General features: G+C 61.7%; 23 protein-coding genes and 1 other RNA gene. 8 read left to right on the top strand and 16 right to left on the bottom strand.

The features are described 5' to 3' along the window. Position 1: 1 nt before the first annotated feature. Genes D3870_RS02560 through mraZ form a run of 6 tightly spaced genes read right to left on the bottom strand, consistent with a single transcriptional unit; the run spans position 2 to position 6,363 of the window. Entirely contained in the window at positions 2 to 1,396 is a 1,395-nt protein-coding gene (locus D3870_RS02560) for a UDP-N-acetylmuramoyl-tripeptide--D-alanyl-D-alanine ligase (protein WP_119736414.1), read from the bottom strand. Beyond that, the gene (locus D3870_RS02555) at positions 1,396 to 2,931 is read right to left on the bottom strand and encodes a UDP-N-acetylmuramoyl-L-alanyl-D-glutamate--2,6-diaminopimelate ligase (RefSeq protein WP_119736412.1); all 1,536 of its coding nucleotides are present in this window, start codon (positions 2,929 to 2,931) and stop codon (positions 1,396 to 1,398) included. The genes D3870_RS02560 and D3870_RS02555 overlap by 1 nt, the downstream gene beginning before the upstream one ends. Further along, the gene (locus D3870_RS02550) at positions 2,931 to 4,685 is read right to left on the bottom strand and encodes a peptidoglycan D,D-transpeptidase FtsI family protein (protein WP_119736410.1); all 1,755 of its coding nucleotides are present in this window, start codon (positions 4,683 to 4,685) and stop codon (positions 2,931 to 2,933) included. The genes D3870_RS02555 and D3870_RS02550 overlap by 1 nt, the downstream gene beginning before the upstream one ends. Continuing rightward, complete coding sequence (ftsL, locus tag D3870_RS02545) at positions 4,685 to 4,957, bottom strand: cell division protein FtsL (RefSeq protein ID WP_119736408.1); 273 nt, start codon at positions 4,955 to 4,957, stop codon at positions 4,685 to 4,687. Before ftsL ends, D3870_RS02550 begins: the two co-directional genes overlap by 1 nt. After that, the gene (gene rsmH, locus D3870_RS02540; RefSeq protein WP_119736407.1) at positions 4,954 to 5,925 is read right to left on the bottom strand and encodes a 16S rRNA (cytosine(1402)-N(4))-methyltransferase RsmH; all 972 of its coding nucleotides are present in this window, start codon (positions 5,923 to 5,925) and stop codon (positions 4,954 to 4,956) included. The genes ftsL and rsmH overlap by 4 nt, the downstream gene beginning before the upstream one ends. Positions 5,926 to 5,934: 9 nt before the next feature. Further along, entirely contained in the window at positions 5,935 to 6,363 is a 429-nt protein-coding gene (gene mraZ / locus D3870_RS02535; protein WP_119736405.1) for a division/cell wall cluster transcriptional repressor MraZ, read from the bottom strand. A 691-nt stretch (positions 6,364 to 7,054) separates the two neighbouring features. Here mraZ and D3870_RS02530 point away from each other — a divergent pair. Further along, entirely contained in the window at positions 7,055 to 7,333 is a 279-nt protein-coding gene (locus D3870_RS02530) for a DUF4148 domain-containing protein (RefSeq protein WP_119736403.1), read from the top strand. 208 nt (positions 7,334 to 7,541) lie between these two features. On the opposite strand, the gene hmpA is transcribed toward D3870_RS02530, so the two are convergent. The 3 genes from hmpA to rnpB all read right to left on the bottom strand — a co-directional run bounded on the left by hmpA (position 7,542) and on the right by rnpB (position 10,136). After that, on the bottom strand, positions 7,542 to 8,741 hold the full coding sequence (gene hmpA / locus D3870_RS02525) for an NO-inducible flavohemoprotein (RefSeq protein ID WP_119736401.1): 1,200 nt from the start codon (positions 8,739 to 8,741) through the stop codon (positions 7,542 to 7,544). A 71-nt stretch (positions 8,742 to 8,812) separates the two neighbouring features. Next, positions 8,813 to 9,289, bottom strand: coding sequence for an RrF2 family transcriptional regulator (locus D3870_RS02520; RefSeq protein WP_119736399.1), 477 nt, complete (start codon positions 9,287 to 9,289; stop codon positions 8,813 to 8,815). Positions 9,290 to 9,804: 515 nt separating this feature from the next. Then, positions 9,805 to 10,136: RNase P RNA component class A (gene rnpB, locus D3870_RS02515), an RNA gene on the bottom strand. 86 nt (positions 10,137 to 10,222) lie between these two features. On the opposite strand from rnpB, the gene D3870_RS02510 reads away from it, so the two are divergent. Genes D3870_RS02510 through D3870_RS02505 form a run of 3 tightly spaced genes read left to right on the top strand, consistent with a single transcriptional unit; the run spans position 10,223 to position 12,458 of the window. Continuing rightward, on the top strand, positions 10,223 to 11,950 hold the full coding sequence (locus D3870_RS02510) for a thiamine pyrophosphate-binding protein (RefSeq protein WP_119736397.1): 1,728 nt from the start codon (positions 10,223 to 10,225) through the stop codon (positions 11,948 to 11,950). Further along, on the top strand, positions 11,950 to 12,075 hold the full coding sequence (locus tag D3870_RS23010; RefSeq protein WP_277986324.1) for a hypothetical protein: 126 nt from the start codon (positions 11,950 to 11,952) through the stop codon (positions 12,073 to 12,075). Before D3870_RS02510 ends, D3870_RS23010 begins: the two co-directional genes overlap by 1 nt. After that, a complete protein-coding gene (locus tag D3870_RS02505; protein WP_119736395.1) occupies positions 12,072 to 12,458 on the top strand; it encodes a hypothetical protein in 387 nt (128 codons plus the stop codon). The genes D3870_RS23010 and D3870_RS02505 overlap by 4 nt, the downstream gene beginning before the upstream one ends. Here D3870_RS02505 and D3870_RS02500 read toward each other — a convergent pair. The 3 genes from D3870_RS02500 to D3870_RS02490 form a co-directional block, all read right to left on the bottom strand. Next, a complete protein-coding gene (locus D3870_RS02500; protein ID WP_119736393.1) occupies positions 12,455 to 12,667 on the bottom strand; it encodes a hypothetical protein in 213 nt (70 codons plus the stop codon). The genes D3870_RS02505 and D3870_RS02500 overlap by 4 nt on opposite strands. After that, positions 12,667 to 13,215 (bottom strand): hypothetical protein, encoded by a 549-nt coding sequence (locus D3870_RS02495; protein ID WP_119736391.1) that lies wholly within the window; start codon positions 13,213 to 13,215, stop codon positions 12,667 to 12,669. The genes D3870_RS02500 and D3870_RS02495 overlap by 1 nt, the downstream gene beginning before the upstream one ends. Before the next feature lie 107 nt (positions 13,216 to 13,322). Further along, positions 13,323 to 14,657 (bottom strand): hypothetical protein, encoded by a 1,335-nt coding sequence (locus D3870_RS02490; protein ID WP_147375688.1) that lies wholly within the window; start codon positions 14,655 to 14,657, stop codon positions 13,323 to 13,325. Positions 14,658 to 14,935: 278 nt separating this feature from the next. Between D3870_RS02490 and D3870_RS02485 the strand changes: the two genes are divergently transcribed. Genes D3870_RS02485 through D3870_RS22475 form a run of 3 tightly spaced genes read left to right on the top strand, consistent with a single transcriptional unit; the run spans position 14,936 to position 17,221 of the window. Beyond that, on the top strand, positions 14,936 to 15,916 hold the full coding sequence (locus D3870_RS02485) for a sulfurtransferase (protein ID WP_119741566.1): 981 nt from the start codon (positions 14,936 to 14,938) through the stop codon (positions 15,914 to 15,916). A gap of 10 nt (positions 15,917 to 15,926) precedes the next feature. Continuing rightward, positions 15,927 to 17,042: a YeeE/YedE family protein gene (locus tag D3870_RS02480; RefSeq protein WP_119736388.1), complete on the top strand. Its 1,116-nt coding sequence runs from the start codon at positions 15,927 to 15,929 to the stop codon at positions 17,040 to 17,042. Between the two features lie 11 nt (positions 17,043 to 17,053). Then, complete coding sequence (locus D3870_RS22475) at positions 17,054 to 17,221, top strand: hypothetical protein (protein ID WP_199710490.1); 168 nt, start codon at positions 17,054 to 17,056, stop codon at positions 17,219 to 17,221. A gap of 77 nt (positions 17,222 to 17,298) precedes the next feature. Here the strand turns inward: D3870_RS22475 and D3870_RS22645 are convergent, their stop codons facing one another. Continuing rightward, positions 17,299 to 17,700, bottom strand: coding sequence for a hypothetical protein (locus D3870_RS22645; protein WP_119736384.1), 402 nt, complete (start codon positions 17,698 to 17,700; stop codon positions 17,299 to 17,301). A 12-nt stretch (positions 17,701 to 17,712) separates the two neighbouring features. On the opposite strand from D3870_RS22645, the gene D3870_RS02460 reads away from it, so the two are divergent. Further along, positions 17,713 to 18,741 carry a hypothetical protein gene (locus D3870_RS02460; RefSeq protein ID WP_147375687.1) on the top strand — a complete coding sequence of 343 codons (1,029 nt, stop codon included), beginning with the start codon at positions 17,713 to 17,715 and terminating at the stop codon, positions 18,739 to 18,741. A gap of 59 nt (positions 18,742 to 18,800) precedes the next feature. Here the strand turns inward: D3870_RS02460 and D3870_RS02455 are convergent, their stop codons facing one another. The 3 genes from D3870_RS02455 to D3870_RS02445 form a co-directional block, all read right to left on the bottom strand. Continuing rightward, positions 18,801 to 19,568 carry an enoyl-CoA hydratase gene (locus tag D3870_RS02455; protein ID WP_119736379.1) on the bottom strand — a complete coding sequence of 256 codons (768 nt, stop codon included), beginning with the start codon at positions 19,566 to 19,568 and terminating at the stop codon, positions 18,801 to 18,803. Positions 19,569 to 19,598: 30 nt separating this feature from the next. Next, entirely contained in the window at positions 19,599 to 20,513 is a 915-nt protein-coding gene (locus D3870_RS02450; RefSeq protein WP_119736377.1) for an alpha/beta hydrolase family protein, read from the bottom strand. A 77-nt stretch (positions 20,514 to 20,590) separates the two neighbouring features. Next, on the bottom strand, positions 20,591 to 21,787 hold the full coding sequence (locus D3870_RS02445) for an acetyl-CoA C-acyltransferase (protein ID WP_119736375.1): 1,197 nt from the start codon (positions 21,785 to 21,787) through the stop codon (positions 20,591 to 20,593). Positions 21,788 to 21,798 lie beyond the last annotated feature (11 nt).

The following is a 21,798-nucleotide window of genomic DNA, read 5'->3' as shown; positions in this document are numbered from 1 at the left end:
GTTAGTGAGATTCCTGTACTTGTTCTGTTACCGTGCTGACGAGGTGCTGCACCACGCGCTCCATCTTCATGAAGCGGGAGCCCTTCACCAGCGTTGTCGCGCCCTTCGTGGCGAGCGCATCGGCCGCCTGATTGAGCGATCCGATGTCGTCGAAATGTCTTGCCTGCGTGCCGAACGCGCCGGCGGTGTGACGGGCGAGTTCGCCCAGCGTCAGCAGATGTTCGATGCCGCGCTCGCGCGCATAGGCGCCGATCTCTTCATGGAACCGGCGGCCTTCACTGCCCACCTCACCCATGTCGCCCAGCACCAGCACTCGCGGCGCACTCGCATGCGACAGCACGTCGATCGCCGCCCGCACCGAATCCGGATTCGCGTTGTAGGTATCGTCGATCACCAGCGCGCCGCTCTTTGCCTGCTTGCGCTGCAATCTGCCTGCAACCGGCGCGAACGATTCCAGGCCGCGAATGACCGCCTCCGGCGCGACACCGATCGCCAGCGCGCATGCCGTCGCCGCCAGCGCATTGCGCACGTTGTGCACGCCTGCAGCGGACAGCCTGACCTGGAAACGCTGCTCACCGGCGACAATGGACAAATCACTGCCGAAATCGTTCGCCGCAAAAGTGCAAGTCACGTCCGCATCCGCGGAAAGGCCGAATGTCATCGTCCCGCGCCGGCCGGAACCCGCCGCATAGGCGCGCCACAGCGGCGTGAACGGATCGTCGGCCGGGAACACGGCAACGCCGTCCGCCGGCAAGCCGCTGATCACCGCGCCGTTCTCCTTCGCGACCGCCTCGACGCTTTCCATGAATTCCTGGTGCTCGCGTTGCGCGTTGTTCACCAGACCCACCACCGGCAACGCGATCGCGGTCAGCGTCGCAATCTCTCCCGGGTGATTCATTCCGAGTTCGATCACCGCCGCCTTGCACGATGCATTCAGGCGGAATACCGTGAGCGGCACGCCGATGTCGTTGTTCAGATTGCCGCGCGTGGCGAGAGCGTGCTCGCCGCCAAAGGCCGCGGAGAGAATCGCCGCAATCATTTCCTTGACGGTGGTCTTGCCGTTGCTGCCGGTGACACCGATCACCGGCATGGCGAACTGCCGCCGCCAGCCGCGCGCGATGTCGCCCAGCGCGATGCGCGTGTCCGGCACCACCAGCGCCGGCACGGTCAGGCCGTCCGGCACGCGTTCCACCACTACTGCGGCGACGCCCCTGGCCGCCACTTCGTTCAGATAGTCATGCGCGTCGAAGCGCTCGCCGCGCAGGGCGACGAACAGGTTGCCCGCAGCGACGTTGCGGCTGTCGGTCGACACGCCGTCGAATTCCACATCAACCGCCGCATTCACCGCGACGGTTCCTGAAATCCACGGCTGAATACCGGCCAGTGATGATTTCATCAAATAGTCCCCTTCATTGTTGCCCGTGCAGCCAGCGCAAGCGCAGCATGGTCTGCATCCAGAAACGGCAATTTCTTGCCTTTGATCTCCTGATATGTCTCGTGGCCCTTGCCGGCCACCAGAACCACATCCTGTTTTGCCGCATGCCGCACCGCCCACAGAATGGCGGCAGCGCGGTCCTCGATGAGCTGCGGCGTGGTCTTTGCCATTCTCGCGGCGCTCATCCCCTTGATGATTTGTGCGTTGATTGCGGCAGACTCCTCGCTGCGCGGATTGTCGGTTGTGATGACGACATGGTCCGCCGCTTCGGAAACCGCACCCATCTGCGGTCGCTTGCCCGGATCGCGGTCGCCGCCGCAGCCGAACACACACCATAGCTGCCCTCCGCGCTGCGCGGCGACCTGACGCAGGGTCGCCAGTGTTTTCTCCAGTGCATCCGGCGTGTGCGCATAGTCGATCACGACCAGCGGCGCTTCCTGCCCGCCGAACTGCTGCATGCGCCCGGGCACTGCAGTCAACTCTTCCGCCGCATCGATCGCTGCTTTCAGGGCCACGCCCTTTGCCAGCAGCACACCCATGATGCCCAGCACGTTGCTGACGTTGAATTTCCCGATCAGTTGCGTTTTCACCTGCGCCGGACCGCATGGCGCATCCAGATGGAACACGGTGCCGCAATGGCTGGCGCGAATGTCGGTGGCGCGCAGGATCGCGATGCCCGGCACCGTTTTCCCGGAGACGGTGTAGCCGGTCACTGGCAGCGAAGGACGTGTCCGCTTCAGATGCTGCACCAGGCGCAGCCCCATCTCGTCGTCCAGATTGATCACGGCATGCCGCAGGCCGGGCCAGTCGAACAGCATGGTTTTCGCCGCCTCGTAGGCGTCCATGTCGCCGTGATAGTCGAGATGATCACGCGTGAAGTTGGTGAACAGCGCGACATCGATATGCAGGCCGTTCAACCGCCCCTGATGCAGGCCGATCGACGATGCCTCGATCGCGAGCGCCTTTGCGCCGGCGTTGCGGATCTCCGCCAACCTGCGCTGCAACAGCACTGCGTCGGGGGTGGTATAGCCGGTCGCCTCGAAGCCCTCGTGCGCGCCGCGCTTGAACACGCCGACGCCGAGCGTGCCGACGACCGCGGTCGCCTCGCCAAGGAGCGAAATAGCCTTGCCCAGCCACTGCGTGCACGAAGTCTTGCCGTTGGTGCCGGTCACGGCAACCGAATACATGGCGGCATCCGGCTGGTTGTAGTAAGCGTTGGCAATCGGCCCCGCAATCTGCTTCAGGTCTTGCACGGCGAGGTGCGGCACGCCCCAGGCATCGTCCCATGCGAAACCGTCCGCCTCGTGCACGACCGCCTGTGCACCGCTTTCGATCGCCTGCGCAATGTATCGCCTGCCGTCGCCCGCATCTCCAGGATAGGCGAAAAAGACGTCGCCCCTGGCGATGCTGCGCGAATCCGACGACAATTGCGCCGCCGGCGCCGCGGTGCGCAGCCATTCAATGATTTCTGCCGAAGCGAGGATTGTGTCTTGCATCACATGCTCTCCTGCACGCCATTGGCCGGGATGATGATGTCGGTAACCGACGAATCCGGTGCCACGTTCATGGCGCGCAATGCATTGGCGGTGACGGCGGCGAATACGGGAGCCGCAACCTCGCCGCCATAGTGGAATCCGTTGGACGGCTCGTCGATCATGACCGCCACGATGATGCGCGGATTGGAGACCGGCGCAAAGCCGACGAACGAACCGACGTATTTGTTGGCGTACTGACCGCCGACCAGCTTGTGCGAAGTGCCGGTCTTGCCGGCAACGCGATAGCTCGGCACCTGTGCCTTGGGCGCGGTGCCGGTCGGACCGGCAGCGGTTTCCAGCATCGCGCGCATCTCGCGTGCAGTTTTCTCGGAAATGACGCGCTGGGCGATCGGATGGTCACTGCTTTTCTGGAAGGTCAGCGGAATCATCTCGCCGTCGCGCGCGAAGATCATGTAGGAATGCGCCATCTGGATCAGCGAGGTCGAGATGCCGTGGCCGTAGCTCATGGTGGCCTGCTCGATCGGCCGCCACGACTTGGGCGGGCGCAGGCGGCCGGCGACCGCGCCCGGGAAGCCCAGCTTGGGCTGCTGGCCGAATCCGACCGAGGTGAACATGTCCCACATCTGCTGCGGCTGCATCTGCAGCGCGATCTTGGTGGTGCCGACGTTGGACGACTTTTCGATGACCTGCTCGACGGTCAGCAGGCCGTGGGCATGCGAATCGCCGATGGTCGCCCTGCCGATGGTGATGCGTCCCGGCGCGGTCTGGATGGTGGTGGCCGGCCTGACCAGTCCGTTCTCCAGCGCCAGCGCCACGGTGAACGGCTTCATGGTCGAGCCGGGTTCGTAGGTGTCGGTCAGGACGCGATTGCGCAGTTGCGCGCCGGTCAGCCGCGCGCGGTCGTTCGGGTTGTAGGTCGGCATGTTCGCCAGCGCCAGCACCTCGCCGGTCTGCACATCCAGCACCGCGATGGCACCCGCTTTCGCCTTGTGCTTGTCCACCGCCTCCTTCAGCTGCGAAAACGCGATGTACTGGATCTTGCGGTCGATCGACAGGGTCAGATCCTTGCCGTCGTGCGGATCGCGCACCGACTGGATATCCTCGACGATGTTGCCGAGCCGGTCCTTGATCACCCGGCGACTGCCGTTCACGCCGGCGAGATTTTTCTGGAAGGCCAGTTCCATGCCTTCCTGCCCCGCGTCCTCGACATTCGTGAAGCCGACGACATGCGACATCACTTCGCCTTCCGGGTAGAAGCGTTTGTACTCCTTGCGGGTCTGGATGCCGGGGATGCCGAGCTTGACGATCTTGTCGGTGGTGTCCTGCTCGACCTGCCGCTTCAGATACACGAAGCTGCGATCGGAGTCGAGCTTCTTGTGCAGGTCGCGCTCGTTCATGTCCAGCAGCCTGGCGAGCTGGCGCAGTTTTTCCGGTGGCGCTTCGAGCGCGTCCTCGGGAATCGCCCAGATTGCCTTCACCGGCACGGAGGAAGCCAGCACCTGGCCGTTGCGGTCGGTGATCTTGCCGCGCGTGGCCGGCAATTCAAGCGTGCGCGCATAACGCGACTCGCCCTGCTTCTGCAGGAATTCGGTGGAGATGCCCTGCAGCCAGAGCGCGCGCGCCGCCAGCGCCGCGAACGCGGAAAACAAGCCGAACAGAACGATGCGCGAGCGCCATACGGGCAGTTTCACCGCCAGCACCGGACTGGCGGAAAACGGCACTCCCCTGGCGGCAGCGGTGCGCGGCGCCGCCATTATTTCGTCCCCTGCGTCAGGTACTGGGTGCGGGCGGGCGTGACCGCGGCCATCTTCAGGTCGCGCCGCGCGTTGTCTTCGATGCGGGCATGCTTGCCAAGCGTGGACTGGTCAAGCTGCAGCTGCGCCCAGTCGATGTCGAGCTGCCTCGCCGCGGCCTGGGCGCGTTCGAGTTCGATGAACAGGCGACGCGACTGGTATTGCGCATTCACGAGCGACAGCGCGCAGGCGACCAGGAACACGGTCAGCACGAAGTTGATGCGCCCGCTCACTGCGCGCCTCCGCTCTGTGCGCCGATGCGTTCGGCCACGCGCATGATGGCGGAACGGGCGCGCGGATTGCCGGCGATTTCGGCCTCGGCCGGCTTCATCTTCGACAGGAGTTTCAGTTCCGGCTGCGGCAGATCGACTGCGCGAATCGGCAGGCGACGGTCGGGCTGCGGCGCGTTGGCCTTGGAGGCCATGAAGCGCTTGACGATGCGATCTTCCAGCGAATGAAAGCTGATCACAGTCAATCTCCCGTGCGGGGCCAGATGTCGAAATGCCGCGTTGAGACCTACTTCGAGTTCTTCAAGCTCTTGATTGACGAAAATCCGGATAGCCTGAAAGGTACGAGTGGCCGGATCTTTGCCCTTCTCGCGGGTTTTAACGGCGTGTGCCACGATCTCGGCAAGCTGTCGTGTGCCTGAAATTGGCTCGATTGCCCGGCGAGCTGCAATCGCCTTTGCAATCTGAAAAGCAAACCGTTCTTCCCCATAGTCTTTAATCACCTTTCCGATGTTCTGTTCGGTTTCCGTCGCCAGCCACTCTGCCGCCGACATGCCGCGCGTGGTATCCATGCGCATGTCGAGCGGGCCATCCAGGCGAAAGCTGAAGCCCCTTGCCGCATCGTCGACCTGCGGCGAGGAGATGCCCAGATCGAGCAGCACGCCATCCACCTGCGCCACGCCGCGCGCGGCAAGCGCCTCGGCCATCGTCGCAAAGCTGTCATGCACGATCTCGAACCGGCTGTCCGCAATCGCTGCCGCAGTCGCGATCGCCTGCGGATCCTTGTCGAAGGCAATCAGGCGTCCGCGCGCGGACAGGCACTCCAGAATCCTGCGGCTGTGACCACCGCGACCGAACGTGCCATCAACATAAATGCCATCGGCGCGCACGCCCTCGATCGCCAGCGCGTCGACCGCCTGCTCCAGCAGCACCGTACGGTGCTGCAACTCTGGCACCGCTTGCGAATTTTTCACGGGCCGCCGTCAGAATGAAAAATTGTTCAACACGTCGGGCATGCCGTTCGCAACTGCCTGCGACTCGCTCTCCGCGAGCTTCCCGGCATCCCAGATCTCGAAATGGCTGCCCATGCCGAGCAACATCACGTCGCGCGACAGGCCGACCGCGCTGCGCAGCTCGGGCGCGATCAGGATGCGGCCGGCGGAATCCATTTCGACATCGGAGGCATTGCCCAGGAAAATGCGCTGCCACGCGCGCGCCGACATCGGCCAGGCGGCGATCTGTTCGCGATGGGTTTCCCAGACGGGGCGGGGAAAGAACAACAGGCAGCCGTGCGGGTGCTTGGTCAGGGTGACGCGGCCTTCGCATTGAAGTGTCAGGGCGTCACGATGCCTGGCCGGAATCGACATCCGTCCCTTTGCATCGAGATTCAGCGCTGACGCTCCCTGAAACACCTTGAAAGTCCCCTTGCCCGTGGTTTTTGCGTTGCGATTTTACGTAGTGAGAAAGCGCTGTTCGGCCTGATTCCCCCCACAAAAATACACTTTTTCACACTATTGCCCACTTTAGAGGATGCCCTATTTGCGGTCAAGTAATATTCAGGGGAAAGAATTTGATTTTTTCCAATTAAGTCAATGACTTAGCGCATTTCATTCATGCGTATTGAAGGATGATTTCCTAGATTTATTAAGCACTTACGGAGGATATTGAAGGTTGCATCTGAGAAGTACACATGTGTTTCAATGTGGACTGAAAGGCAGCGTGCGCCTGAAATACCGTTGGAAGTTGGCTACCAGACTTGCTTGAATGACCTCGAAATGCCCGATTTACCGACAAGAAAATGCTTCCTGCCGGTAAAGACCATCCACTTTCGATTTAGTTTCTTCAGTCCTTCAATCAGGCCCATTTTTATGGATGCGAATGCAGATTCCGCACCCGAGCAGGGTGCAATGCGCAACCCAATTATTCCATAAACAGAAATAATTCATTGCACACAATCCCGTTTTTTGCAGATTAGGTAGCGATTAGACTGTGCTTCATCGATGGGCACACAAGTGCTTCACCGAGGCAGGACCCGACGGGCATTACAAGCTGCCTTGACCGCCGAGCCCGGAATCCATTACCTAACCTAGCTGGGGATAAAAAATGAAAACGAAACAAATGATCGCTGCTGTTGCCGTACTGTTTGCCGCCGGTTCCGTCATGGCCGCCAATGATGCGAAGATTGACCAGTCTGGCGTCCAGGCAACCAAGACTCGTGCACAAGTGCGCGCCGAAGTCGAGCAGGCCTACGCGCAAGGCCAACTCGCGGCACAGCAAAACACCGAGTTCGTCGAATATCCGAACCTGGCCGCGGCCAAGGCGCGCAACGAAGCGACCCTTGCCGCCAAGCCGGCCGCACCGGCTGCCGCCGGCGGTAACTGATCGCTACGCAGCACCGCAGTACAAAACGCCGCTCATGCAGCGGCGTCAAAGTGATCGCGGCGCAAGCCTTGTTACAGCAAGACTTGCGTGTGTCACGAACGATGTGAAAAACGCCCCGTGACCCGGGGCGTTTTTCATTGCAGCGCTACATGACGAGATGAGATGGCTCACCTCTTGAAACGCATCCGCATCAAGGGGTGAGCCAGTCTTAGTTCAAGTAATTCAACAGTTCGGGACCGAAAACCTCGCGATGCAGGCGGACCGCCGGCACGCCGGCGTCCAGCAACGCACGCCACTGCGTCTGCATGAACTCGACCGGACCGCAGAGATAGACCCCGGCATCGGCAAGGGACCAGGCCGGGAGCCCGGAAACCTCCATGCGACCTGGATGCGTCGCCGCGTCATCATCCCCGCTCGCTTCTTCATAGAAAGTCGCGGTACGCAAATTCGGCATCACTTTCCGGGCGGCGGCGATGTCCGCACGGTGCGCATGCCAGGCCTTGCCCCGCGCGGCATGAGCGAACACAATCTCGCGCGCCGGGTTGGCCTGCGCGATGCGGTTGAGGATGGCGATCATGGGCGTGATGCCGACGCCGGCCGAAAGCAGGACGATGGGCGCAGCCGACTCGGTATCCGGCGTGAAGTCGCCGAACGGGGCGGTCACCTTGATGATGCTTCCGACTCTCACATGATTGTGCAGCCAGTTCGAGACGCGGCCAGCCGGCTTGTCTCCCTCGGTGCGCTCGCGCTTGACCGAAATCCGCAGGGAGCGGGGATGCGGCGCGTCGGACAGGCTGTACTGGCGCAGTTGCGTCGTGCCGTCGTCGAAAGTGACCGAGATGCTCACATACTGCCCCGGCTTGAAGGCGGGGGCTGCGCCTCCGTCTGCGGCTTCGAAGACGAATGACCTGACATCCTCGCTCTCGGTGCGGACGTCGATCACCCGCATGTCGCGCAGCTGGCCCGGCTCGGTTCCGGCTTGCGCATACAAGGCCTTTTCCGCCTGAATCAGCGCGGCAGCAAGCTCGGAATATGCCTCATCCCAGGCCGCGATCAGCGCCGGCGTTGCCGCCTCGCCCAGCACTTCCTGTATCGCTCCGAGCAGATGGCGGCCGACGATCGGATAGTGCTCGGCCTTGATGCCGACCGATGCGTGCTTGTGCACGATCCGGCTGACCACAGGGCCGAGCGCCGCCGCATTGTCGATGTTGGCGGCGTAGGCGAACACCGCCGAGGCAAGCGATTGCTGTTGGACGCCACTCGCCTGGTTGCCCATATTGAACAGATTGGTCAGCTCAGGATGGGCCGCGAACATGTTCCGGTAGAACGTGCGCGTGATGGCAAGACCGTGTTCACGCAGTACGGGAACGCTCGCATCGATATAGGGACGGGCTGTTGCAGAAACCATTCTTCCTCCAAAATAGGCATTTAAAATGCATAATAAAGATCAAAAAAAATGCTCACTCGGTGAGCGCCGATTCACGTAGTTGCGCTGTCGTCATGCTCCTTCGACGAGCGCAGAAAATTCCGATGCATCCTGATGATTTGTTCGCCGCTCGCCCCGCGCGTCAGATCGGCCAGCGTGTAGCGGTCCATCGCCTCGTAGAATGCGCGCAGGCCCGCAGCCAGCGCCCCGCGCAGACGGCAGTCATGGCTCAAGCGGCATTGCAGCCCCTCGCAGTCGACCAGCTCGGCATCCCCTTCGAGTTCGCGCAAGACGGTCCCGATGCGCAGCGTTGATGCATCCACTCCCAGCAGAAGGCCGCCGTTGCGGCCGCGCAGCGACTGCACCCAGCCGACGCGCGCCAGCTGTCCCGCAACCTTGACCAGGTGATTGACCGGGATGTCGAATTGCCTCGCGATTTCGGCAACGGTCGCCGGTGCGCGATGCGCGTCGGCTTTCGACAGGTAGATGAGGACACGCAGACCGATGTCTGCGTAGCGGGTGATGCGCATTGTTCAAGGCATGTGTGTTCGGCAGAGGCATTCTACCAAAATACGCATTTTAAATGCATATTAACTCGAGCCCTTTTTTCCCGTGTGGGTTGATGTACAAAATGACCTGACTGACATGTTCTGGCGCGCGCAATAACGCGGCGCACAGCTGCTCGAGTCGGGTCTTCATCGTCGGGGATTCGGCGACGCAGCCATGTCGCCGCAAGGGCTGGCCGTCATGCGCGCCGGAAGAGATAAAGCCCGTTGGTCGTGGGATGAAATTCTGGAAGGGGGAAAGCGGTTCCGGTTCCACGCAGAGACTTCTTAGCGGCCGCTAAATCGGTGTTCATCCGGTCGCACGATCCACCACATTTCGCGGTCTCCATCCCACGGCCAACGGGCTTTGATCCGAATTTACCCGAGCGGGAATTGCGTGCGTTGAGGTGCCTCAATTGCTCTGGTTCACGAGAACGGCAAGCCTGAGTTGAGTATCGATTGCAATTGTTTGCTGCACTGCGATTGCAGGCATGAAGGAAAAGTGAAGCAAGCCGATAGGCCGGATTCTGTTACGGCAGGTTGCCCTGCTATGACAGCCATTCCTCTAGGCCGTGAATTACTCCACGGCTCAAGCTTCCTACCCGCACGCTCCGCGAGCAACATCAATGCGTGCCTATTTGGAATTGCTCCGAGTGGAGGTTACCGCGTTTCACCGTAACTGAATACGCTCGTCTCTGTGGCCCTGTTCCTCGCCTTATACCTGGCTTGCACCAGGCTTTCGGCGGACGGCCGTTAACCGTCACCCTGCTCTATGGAGTCCGGACCTTCCTCCCGCCGTCTTGCGACGGCCAGCGGCTGTCTGGCTTGCTTCAGACGTCATTGTATCGCAGCGGTCCGATATCAGCCGTGCCGCCCCTTTTCTGCTACGTTTATGCTTTCCCTGTACGAGGAACCGTCATGCTGAAAACCCGAACCGGCGGCCGGATACTGGTCGATGCATTGCAAACCCACGGCAACGACATCGTGTTCGGCGTGCCGGGAGAAAGCTATCTCGCGGTGCTCGACGCGCTGCATGATGCGCCGATCCGCTTCATCACCAACCGGCAGGAAGGCGGCGCGGCGTTCATGGCGGAGGCATACGGCAAGCTGACCGGCCGCCCCGGCATCTGCTTCGTCACGCGCGGGCCGGGCGCGACCAATGCCGCGATCGGCGTGCACACCGCCTATCAGGATTCGACGCCGATGATCCTGTTCGTCGGCCAGGTCGGCAATGACTTCGTCGAGCGCGAAGCCTTTCAGGAAATCGACTATCGCCGCATGTTCGGCCAGATGACGAAATGGGTGGCACAAATCGACCGCGCCGAGCGTGTGCCGGAATACGTCGCGCGCGCCTTCCAGGTCGCCACCAGTGGACGCCCCGGTCCGGTGGTGCTGGCGCTGCCGGAGGACATGCTTGCGTCGACCGCGACGGTGGCCGAGGCAAGGCCTTACCAGCCGGTGCAGGCGTCGCCGTCGACGGCGCAGATGACGCAGTTGCGCGACATGCTGGCGGCGGCGCAGCGGCCGATCGTGCTGCTTGGCGGAGGCGGCTGGAGCCGCGCAGCCTGCGATGACATCCGCCGCTTCGCCGAAGCCAACACGCTGCCGGTCGCCTGCGCGTTTCGCTTCCAGGACTTGCTCGACAACCGGCATCCGCATTACATCGGCGATGTCGGCATCGGCATCAATCCGAAGCTGGCGGCGCGCATCAAGGATGCCGATCTGATCCTCGCCATTGGTCCGCGCCTGGGCGAGATGACCACCGGCGGCTACACGCTGCTGGAAGCGCCGCAGCCGAAGCAGAAACTGATTCACGTGCATGCCGGCGCGGAGGAACTGGGCCGCGTCTATCAGGCGGACCTGATGATCAACAGCGGCATGCCGCAGATCGCCGCCGCGCTTGCTGCGATGCCGGCGATCGATACGGCGGCATGGGCAGACAGCATCGCGCAGGCACGTGCGGAACTCGCTGCATGGCAGGACGAGCCGCCGGTGTTCAAGGACGGCACCGCGAAACTGAACCTGTGGCAAGTCATGCAAACGCTGCAATCGACATTGCCGGACGACACCATCGTTACCAATGGCGCGGGCAACTTCGCCACCTGGGCGCACCGCTTCTGGCGTTATGGCGGACTCAGGACGCAACTGGCGCCGACCTCGGGCGCGATGGGCTACGGGGTGCCGGCGGCAGTCGCCGCCGCGATCGTGGAAGACAATCGCCGCACCGTCCTGAATGTTGCCGGCGACGGCGATTTCCTGATGACCGGGCAGGAGCTCGCGACCGCCGTGCAGTACCGCGCCACGGTCCTGTTCATCGTGTTCAACAACAGTGCCTACGGCACGATCCGCATGCACCAGGAGCGCGACTATCCCGCCCGCGTGTACGGCACGACGTTGCGCAATCCCGACTTCGCCGCGCTGGCGCGGGCCTGCGGCGCGCATGGCGAAGCGGTCGAAGACACCGCCGCATTCGCGCCGGCATTGCAGCGGGCGCGGCAGCACATGCACGCGACCGGGCTGCCCGCCCTGATCGAATTGCGCTACGACGCGAATCTGATCACGCCGAATGCGACGCTGGAGGTGATCCGGCATGCGGCGCAACGTGCTGCATCGGCGATGCATCAAGACGGCGGCAAGGAGGCTTGATGTCCGACCAGCAACAATACACACATTGTTACAAGGATTTCGCGCAAGACATGGCGAAGCAGGCGCTTTTGTTCTTTAATGAAAGCAAGGGAAAGCAAAACAAGCAGCCAAGGAGCACGCCATGAACAGGCCCATTGCCTTCGCCATCGCGTTTGTCATGCTGGCATGTGCCGCGCCGGCCATGGCGCACGGCAGCGTGCAGTGGTCGGTGACCGTCGGCACGCCGGGCTACTACGGTCCGCCGCCGGCTGTTGTCTATCCGCCGCCGGCCGTGGTGTATCCGCAATCATCCCCCTTCTACTACGGCACGCCGCCCTCCGCGTTCTACCCGCCGCCACCGATCTACGTGCAACCGCCAGCGGTGATCTATGTCCCGCAACGGCCCCATGATTGGGGACGCGGTACCTGGGAACATCGCGGTCACGACCGGTGGCATGGACACAATGACTGGAACCGCGGCCGCAGCAATCCGCAGCCGCACTGGGGATATCGCGATCAACGCCGCTAGATTTGCCGCAAGTTCTGGAGCGGCAATGACAGCCGCCTGCCATCACGCTGGCGAGGGATGCCGGGGTTGGCATCGTCGCTTGCCGCGTTCTTCCGTTTGATGCGGATGCCACCTTCCGGAGCGGTAGTGACGTACTGGCTTTTCAGGTCGGCGATGAAGCCTTCGATGAAGCGGGGTCTGGTTTGCAAATTGTTTGGTGGGGTTGCCATCAAGCCTCCCTTAGTCTATTTGTAGGCTCGATGGTTGAGCCAAACTTGATTCGCGAATACCAAATCCTGATATACAAACCAACAATAAATATCATGCCGACGCAGACAAAAGTGAAATGCGCAATTCCGAAAATGTTTGACACGACGCCCTGATCCCGCCAGCTACTCCCATCCGCGACTGGCCATATCAATGCAAGTCCGATAAAGCCGGCAAGGACCAAAGTAAAGATAACCAGTTTGATATCTGACAGGTGTCGCAGATACTTGCCTTCGACACATTGCTGCTTGCGCAGCAGCCACCCGACATACGCAAACACCGGCGATACGGCCCAAAACACCGCATAGTAAAACCGCACCCATTCCGTCGCACCCGGAATCTTGCCGATGTTGTCCAGCATGGGAATGAACTGCGACATAAAGTCGGCAAACGCCTGCGCTCCCTGAAGAGCCGCGATGTCGCGCGTCACAAATACCGACATGCCGACCACGAAACCCAGCCACAGCCAGAGAACTAGCCAATTCAGTTGCTTGTAATTGAGTCTGTTCATGTCGTTGTTCTCCTGTGGCCGCCATTGGCAGACGCGAATATGGATGTTGTGCCGCACTTCAGCATGTATGGCTGGCGGCATGATGGTCCGCTCCTGCCGTTATCCGATCAACGCGGGCTGGGACCGCGATCCGGATGCAAGCCCAGCGCGATCTCGATGAAGTCGCCCAGCCGGCGGCGCGTCACATTCGTGCAATTGCCGGCGAATGCCGCCCTTCTCATATCCCGAACCACGATGAAAGGTTTGTCCGGCACGAACTGCCGCATGAAATTTCGCCGCAAGGCGATCACTTCGCCGGTTCGCATATCGACCACCATCGTTTCCGACCCGGTGATGCCGAGGCGGAGGTCTTCCGGCGAACGGGTGATCTCCCGCCACACATAGCCGTACTGCGCCCTGGACTCGTTCGTCGGCGTAACGATGGGGCGTTGCTCTCCGTACTTGTCGTTGTATGCCTGCTGACAGTCATAGTCATAGCGCGAGCAGCCAGATTTTGGTCCGGGCGTGCGCCGCACCATCAACACTTCCCTGCCATTGATCAAGGTAACCCGTGTCGAGGGCGGCAACGCCTCGTATTCGAATCGCATGAGTCGGGCATCGGGATACTTCTTCTGCTCATCTACGGTCAGCGGCCGCTCCACAAAGAGAGGTTGGCTGGACCGTTTGATTTCAAAAAAACCCCATTCACGCAACGAGTATTCCTCGCCCGACTCGGCAATGAATTTGTATGTCGTGAATCCATTGTCATCCGTCGTCAAGGTCAAATGATGTGGCTTGCCCGGTGCTCGATTCTGGGATGCGCTGAAATACTGACGCCCTCCTCTGTACTTCACATCCACCAGCGTCTGATCGGCAAAATAGCTGCTCTTCGCCTCGATCCAGTACATGTCAAACAGATAGGCGTTATCGATGTAGACCTGACGCGGCCGCAGGTTGATGACGGATACCGGCTGCTGGTCATCGCTGATTTTCCTGTAATAGAACTCCCCGGCCTCCTTCTCGCACAAATGATCGAACCAGGCGCTGGCGACCGGATCGGTTCCTGTGGCCCGCCCGTTCTTCAAGTCGAAATCCTGCGGCCTCGCCGGCGTGACCGGTTCCGGCCATGCCGGCTCCTTGGCATGCGCGTGCGGCCATACGGCGGGAGGAACGTAATCGCGGCAGCTTATCTGGTTGCGCGCATCCGATTGCAGAAATCCGCGCCGCTTCGGGTCGCGCGGCGGATACGGCGGCGGTGGCGGCTTGATGTAGCTCGAATCGATCGCCGGATCGGCAGTACACCCCGGCGGCAACTGGCTTTCGAAATAGGCCTTGTCGAAATAGCCGGAAGCGGCATGCGCGACATTGCCATGCAATTGTGCGATCGCAATCAGCAGCGCCGATAGCACGGCTGGTCGGATCGCAAAGCCCAGCGTTCTCATAAACTCACCCACCTCATTCATCCGCTTCATCCTCCATGAGAAATCCCCTGTCCGCACGCAGGCGGTTTTTCCGATCTGCCGGATTGCCGGGCAGCGCCAGCGACCTTTGAATCACCCTGGCTTTCCCAGCCACTTTCGCCCTCCGCACACCACCTCGGCCACAATCCCTTATTACAAAAACTCATATGGATATGGAGAATCAATCGTTTTAAAATGATGGTCGATCGATTTTAATGCTTACAGTCAACATTTTCCCCTGTTCGGCGATCCGCGCCGGCCTTCCATTCAAAAGAAATCCCATGCTGAGAAGAAAATTTTCCTTCGCTGCCGCCCTGCTGGCGGGCAGTCTTGCCGTTTCCCTGCCGTCCGTCGCACTGGCCGGCGCACCCGGTGCCGCTGCGGCGGCCGGTTCCTCGCCATTGCTGAAAGCCGAGGACCTGAAATCGCTGCTCGGCCAGCCCGACGTGCGCGTGCTCGACATCCGTGCCGAGAAGGACTATTTGGCCGGGCATATCCCGGGCGCGATCAACACGCCCTATGCAGCCTACCGTGGTCCGAAAGACAACGCGGGCTCGCTGGTGGCGGAAAGCAAGCTGACCGAAGTGCTGCGCCAGGCCGGCATCGACACCAACACCCGCGTGATCGTTGCCCATGCCGGCAGCGACCATACCGACTTCGGTGCTGCCGCCCGCGTTTACTGGACGCTGAAGGCGGGCGGCCTGACCCGCCTGTCGGTGCTGGATGGCGGCACGCTGGGTTGGAAAACCGCCGGCGGCGCGCTCGACACTGTCGCGCCCAAGGTCAATCCCAGCCAGTTCAGCTACCACTACAACAAGGCCATGATCGCCGACACCGAGGAAGTGGCGACTGCCGTCAAATCCGGCAAGGCACCGTTGCTGCTCGACGCCCGTCCGCTCGACTTCTTCAAGGGTGAACAACGGGTTGATGCGGCGGCGCGCTACGGCACGCTGCCGGGTGCGCAAACCCTGGATAACGCGAGCTTCTTCAACGCGGACAAGAAGACCTTGAAGCCGGCCGGCGAACTGCTGCAGATCGTGCAACAAGCCAATCTGGCAAACAAGCCGGCCGTGTCGTTCTGCAATACCGGCCACTGGGCCGCGACGAACTGGTTCGTGCTGTCCGAGCTGGCCGGAAACAAGGAGGTCAAGCTGTATCCGGAATCGGTGGTCGAATGGAGCAAGACCGATCTGCCGATGGATAATCAGCCGTCCCGCGTTACTGCCCTCGTGCAGGATGCCAAGCGCTCGCTGAAGAAATAAGGATCGGATCATGCGTTTCCTGACGCGCCTGGCGCTCGTCGCCGGCGGGCTGGCGATCGTGTTCGCCGTGACGCTGGTCGGAGGTCTGCGGCAGGGCTTGCTGGCTCTGCTCGGCATCGGTTTCGGCGCGGTATTGCAAGGCGCCCGCTTCGGCTTCACCACCGGCTGGCGCAATTACATCGAAAACCGCGACCCGCAAGGCTTGTGGGCCCAGATGCTGCTGCTGGTGCTGGCGGCCGCTCTCACGCTGCCGCTCATCGCCGGCAACCCCGGCGAGCTGGTCGGTGCGGTCGCGCCGCTGACCTTCAGTCTGGTGCTGGGCGCATTTCTGTTCGGCGCGGCGATGCAGCTGGCCGACGGCTGCGGCTCCGGCACGCTGTACAAGGCCGGTGCCGGTGCGCCGATCTCGTTCGCAGTGCTGCCCACCTTCGCCATCGGCAGTTTCCTCGGCGCATCGCACCAGCCGGCCTGGGTGGCGCTCGGCGGCTTGCCGCCGGTCGACATGCTGCAATTCGGCTGGCCGGTTGCGCTGGCCATCACCGTGGCAGGCTGCGGCCTTGTTGCGTGGCTGGCGGCGCGTGGCGCGCGCAAGCATCGCGCCATGAATGCCGGCACGGAACAGCCGGCCGCGACCGGCTGGGCCAAACGCTGGTGGATAGGCGCGATCCTGCTCGCCATCCTGTATGTGCTGCATCTGATCGTGGCCGGACAGCCATGGGGCATCGTCTACGGCATCGGCCTGTGGGGCGCGAAGGCGGCAGCCGCAACGGGCTGGAGTCCGGTTGGCGACGCCTTCTGGGGCGCGGCACCGCACGCCCAGCGCCTGGTCGATCCCATCCTGGCCGACATCACCTCGGTCACCAATATCGGCCTCATCTTCGGCGCGCTGGCCGCATCGCGCTGGAATGGTCCGGCGGATATCCGCATCCCGCCGGCCAGGCGCCTGCTGGCGGCCGCTGTTGCCGGCCTGGTCATGGGCTACAGCTCGCGCATGGCTTTCGGCTGCAATGTCGGTGCCTTCCTTGACGGCATCGCTTCGGCCAGCGTGCATGGCTGGGTATGGTTCGCACTGGCCTTTGCCGGATCGCTGCTTGGCGTGCGCGTGCGCCAGCGCGTCAGCGCCTGATGGAGAAAAGCATGACTAGCAAACGCATTTTCGGTTTGATCACCGCGCTGTTCTGGCTGCTGTTTGCAGGGCTGATCGCCCTCGACAGCACGCACGCCGACGGCAGCCGGGTCGAGCCTCCCCTGATTGCGCTCGGCAGCGGCCAGGCTGCCAGCGGGGGACATTGTTCGGGACGGTGATTCCGTCGTCCCATCTGGTGGTGTCGCGGCTCCTGTCTGCGGCACCCCGTCTTCAGTAGTTCACCGAACGCATTTCATCAACAAGCGGGCGCGGATTCGCGTCGGATGCAGCAAGGCAGCAACGTAGATACCGTGCTATCGAAAAGCTTATCAATCAAGTCGCGCAACAGAAAACGGTCGCCCATCACCTGTGTCGGTTGCAGTTCGAAGCCGATATCGATCGTTTTCCAATCCGCCTCCTGCTCGAAATGCTGGATCGCTTCCTCTACCAGCCTGTCAATCGCAACCGCCAAAAACCTCCCGCGCTGACGAATTCCAGCCTTGCCCCTCTTTTCGGGGGCGAGCTGAAACGCCCGTTGCTCTTTGTCGTTCGACAACGCATCGGACGCCGCCGGAATTTCCACCGCGCCATGGAACCCGTGGCACCGATCCCGCCACACATGCGCAGTGTACGTTGCCGCAAATTCACCTTCGATCAAAGCGTTTTAATAATGAAGTCATTCATCAACTTGAACATTTTCTCGCGCGTTTCTGGCGGCACTGCAAGCATTCGCGAGGACGAGGGGCGTCTGTCCACTCCCACCCCGGAACCCCAGCCGACAGGCCCCCGCCTCTTTGCTCGAAAAGCCTTGCGCAATCCATTCTTGCAGGGCAACAAATTGTCATCGCCGTCCATGAAAATGACTGCCGCTGTCCTTTTGAGCGCCGACCGTGGTTTCGCCGCGCTTCGCGATGAAGCTCGACGACAACAGCTGATTGCGCAGCTTGAGGCCGGGACGATAGAAGCGAGAAAGGTGGTAGGGAATCATCCGCTGCGCCAGATGACGACTGCCTTGATGGGACTAGGAATGAACGATCCATCTAAAAGCGATCCATCCAAACCACACGCTCCAAATGCCGACTTCTTCGCACGCTATCCGCAATACGCGGGATTCGGACAGCGTGCACGCCAACTACTCTCAACCGTGATCACGGCAGAAATGACTTTCCAATCGCTGGGCGATGCGAGCGGACATACAAACCCCTTTTCGGCGGAGCAAAGGCAGAGGATTGCAGAGCTGATCGATGAGGCTGCAACCTTGGCAAACGAGGTCCATGCCGCCCTGAACCGCCATCCGGAGCTTGCCCATGCAGACGCGGCGATGGGTAGCAGGTCAGGAGAAAAGCTGGGAAGCCTCGGCGACAAGAAAGGCTGGGATGCCATCAAAGACCTCGGGCAATACGGCACAGCGAAGTTGCTGAGGGAAGAAGTCACCCGCCAAACCAGGAAGTTCTTCACGGCCGACCATATGCAAAAGAAATTCGGCGACTGGCCGCGGCGTTCCCCACCATCGCCCCAGGCAACTTCGTCGGGCTCATCGAGAGCGACATTCACGCAGCTTCCAGTCCCGATTTCCAGTGCAGGCAACTCCGCCGCGCAGGACGCGGGCAGGTATTTGTTCGGCGAAGGCGGCTTCGACGGTGCGTGGGAGGTCGCGAAAGACAAGGTCGATCAGGAGCACACGCAACAACCAAAATAAGCAGGGGGCGACTCGTCGCGACGGTCGCCTCTGCGCTCCCGCCATGCGCACAACACCGGTCACGCAAACTTCGTGAAGTCCGGCTTGCGCTTCTCAAAGAAGGCAGCAAACGCTTCCTTCGCCTCCTGCGCGCTCAGCATCTCGCCGAAGTGCTTGTTCTCTTCCATCATGCGGGCATGGATTGCCTCGGCTTGCGCGGCTCTCATCAGACGCTTGGTCGTGCGCAGCGACGATGCCGGCAATGCAACCAGCCTGGCGGCCTGGCCTTGCACATAGGCGGGCAGCTCCGCCACCGGCACGACCCTGCTGACCAGTCCCATCTCGTACGCTTCCTGCGCGGAGAACGCTTCGCCAAGCAGCAGTTTTTCCGCCGCGCGCGGGTAGCCGACCATCTGCGGAAACAACATGCTGGAGGCGAATTCGGGGCACAGGCCGAGCTGGGTGAACGGCATCGAGAACTTTGCATTGTCCGCCGCATACACGAGGTCGCAGTGCATCAGCAGCGTGGTGCCGATGCCGACCGCCGCGCCGGCCACACCCGCAACGACGGGCTTGGTCGCCGTGCTGAGGGCGCGCATGAATTGCGCAACCGGCCGGTCGCCGCTGATGGTCGGAGGGCTTTTCATGAAGTCCTCGAGGTCGTTGCCGGCCGTGAAAATTTCCGGCTTGCCGAGGATGATGATGGCGCGCACTGCCGCGTCGCTTTCGGCATCCTTCAACGCATCGGCCATCATCTGGTACATCGCCGAGGTGATCGCGTTCTTCTTGTCGGGGCGGTTGAACTCGATGGTGAGAATGCCGTTGGCCTTGCCGGTGGTGATGTCCATGTTGTCTCCTTGTGAAATGTATGTTGATCGTCAGGCGATGCTGCGAGTCGCCGATTGTTCAGATTGTGCGGGATGTTCGATTCTCGCGTGTTGATCGAGCCAATCCAGCGCCTGCTGCCACAACGTGGTCTTGAATTGCGGGCGGAAGAAGCCGAAGTGGCCGATGCGTTTGGCGTTCACGTCGGCAGGCCTGATGTAGCGGCGCTCCATCGGCGCGTTCTTGTAGCAGTCGTGCAGGCTGTCGATGCTGCGCCGGCTCATCATCTCGTCGTCGGTGAAGCTCATGCTGAGCAGCGGCACGCTGATGCGCTCGAAGCCGGCGCGCAGCGGCTTGCCGCTGTCGTCCACCATGTAGTGCGGACTCTTGCACCAGCGCGCCCATTGGTAGATCACCCCCCTGGGCAGATCACCGATCTTGCGCACGCGCCTGCCGGGGAAGTAGCCGAACAGCCGCGTGTACACCGGCACCGCGAAATACCACAGGAACCAGACGAAGCGCCTCAACTGCGGCGCGTTGTCGCGCCAGTAGCCGCTGCCGGCGGCAACGGTGAGGATGCCGTCGATCAGTTGCGTGTCATGCAGCAGGCCCGGCAACTGGCCGCCGAGAGAATGGCCGACGATAAAGAGCGGCACATCGGGTTGCCATCCTTTCGCAGCATGCAGCGCGGCGTTGTAATCGCGCTCGCCCCAGTCGTACAGGTCGGCCTTGAAGCCGCGCAGCGAATGCCGGTATTCGGGTGGCGTCGATTGCCCCATGCCGCGATAGTCGAAGGTCAGCACCGCCATGCCCTGCTCGGCGAGGAACTGCGCGAACGGGATGTAGAAGTCCTGTTTGACGCCCATCGCAGCGGGCAGCACGACGACGGCTTTCGCCTTGCCTTGCGGAGCGAAGCGCGTGCCGGTCAGCGTTGCGCCGTCGCTCGTGTTGAATCTGATTGTCTCCATGTCCTCCTCCAAACAAAAAAACCGCACAGCTTGTGGCCGTACGGTTTTTTGAATTTCCAGAGCAAGCCTGCTTTTGTTTACATGCGCTCGAAAATACCCGCCGCGCCCATGCCGGTGCCGACGCACATCGTCACCATGCCGTACTTCAGATTCTTGCGGCGCAGCGCGTGCACGACGGTGGCGGCACGAATCGCGCCGGTTGCGCCGAGCGGATGACCGAGCGCGATCGCACCGCCCATCGGATTGACCTTGGCCGGGTCGAGTCCGAGGTCCTGGATCACTGCCAGCGATTGCGCGGCGAACGCTTCGTTCAGTTCGAACCAGTCGATCTGATCCTGCGTGATACCGGCGGCGCGGCAGGCGGCAGGAATCGCTTCCTTCGGACCGATGCCCATGATTTCCGGCGGCACGCCGCGCACCGCGAACGAGGAGAATTTCGCCAACGGCGTCAGATTGAATTGCTTCAGGATTTTTTCGCTGACCAGGATCAATGCGCCTGCGCCATCGGAAGTCTGCGAGCTGTTACCTGCCGTGACGCTGCCCTTGGCGGCGAACACGGGTTTGAGTTTCGCCAAGCCTTCGAGGCTGGTATCGGGGCGCGCACCTTCATCCCTGTTGACGGTACGGGTCTTGATATCGACCTGGCCGGTTGCCAGATTGGGGAAGCGTTCGACGATCTCGACCGATGTCGTTTCATCGTTGAATTCGCCGGCCTCTTGCGCGGCAATGGCTTTGCGGTGCGATTCCAGAGAGAACTGGTCCTGCGCTTCGCGCGACACCTTCCACTGCTGCGCGACCTTCTCGGCAGTCAGTCCCATGCCGTAGGCCATGCCGATGTTTTCATCCTTGAAGATGCCCATGTTCATCGATGGATGGTGTCCCATCATCGGCACCATCGACATCGACTCGGCACCGGCGGCGATCATCACATCGGCCTGGCCGACGCGGATGCGGTCTGCTGCCATCGCCACCGCCGTGATGCCGGATGCGCAATAGCGGTTGACGGTCACACCGCCGATCGACTTCGGCAGGCCTGCCAGCAGCACCGCCATGCGGGCGAGGTTCAAGCCCTGCTCCGCTTCCGGGAAGGAACAGCCGACAATCGCGTCTTCGATCAGATTCGGATCGAGGTTCGGCACTTGCGACACAGCGGACTGGATCGCGCGCACCAGAAGGTCGTCCGGACGAACATTCTTGAACATGCCGCGCGGCGCCTTGCCGATCGGGGTGCGAGTAGCGGCAACGATGTAAGCGTCTTGAAGTTGTTTGGTCATTTTCTGCTCCT

The sequence above is a fragment of the Noviherbaspirillum cavernae genome (genome assembly GCF_003590875.1).
GTDB lineage: Bacteria > Pseudomonadota > Gammaproteobacteria > Burkholderiales > Burkholderiaceae_D > Noviherbaspirillum > Noviherbaspirillum cavernae.
This window is presented reverse-complemented; position numbering and strand designations above follow the sequence as displayed.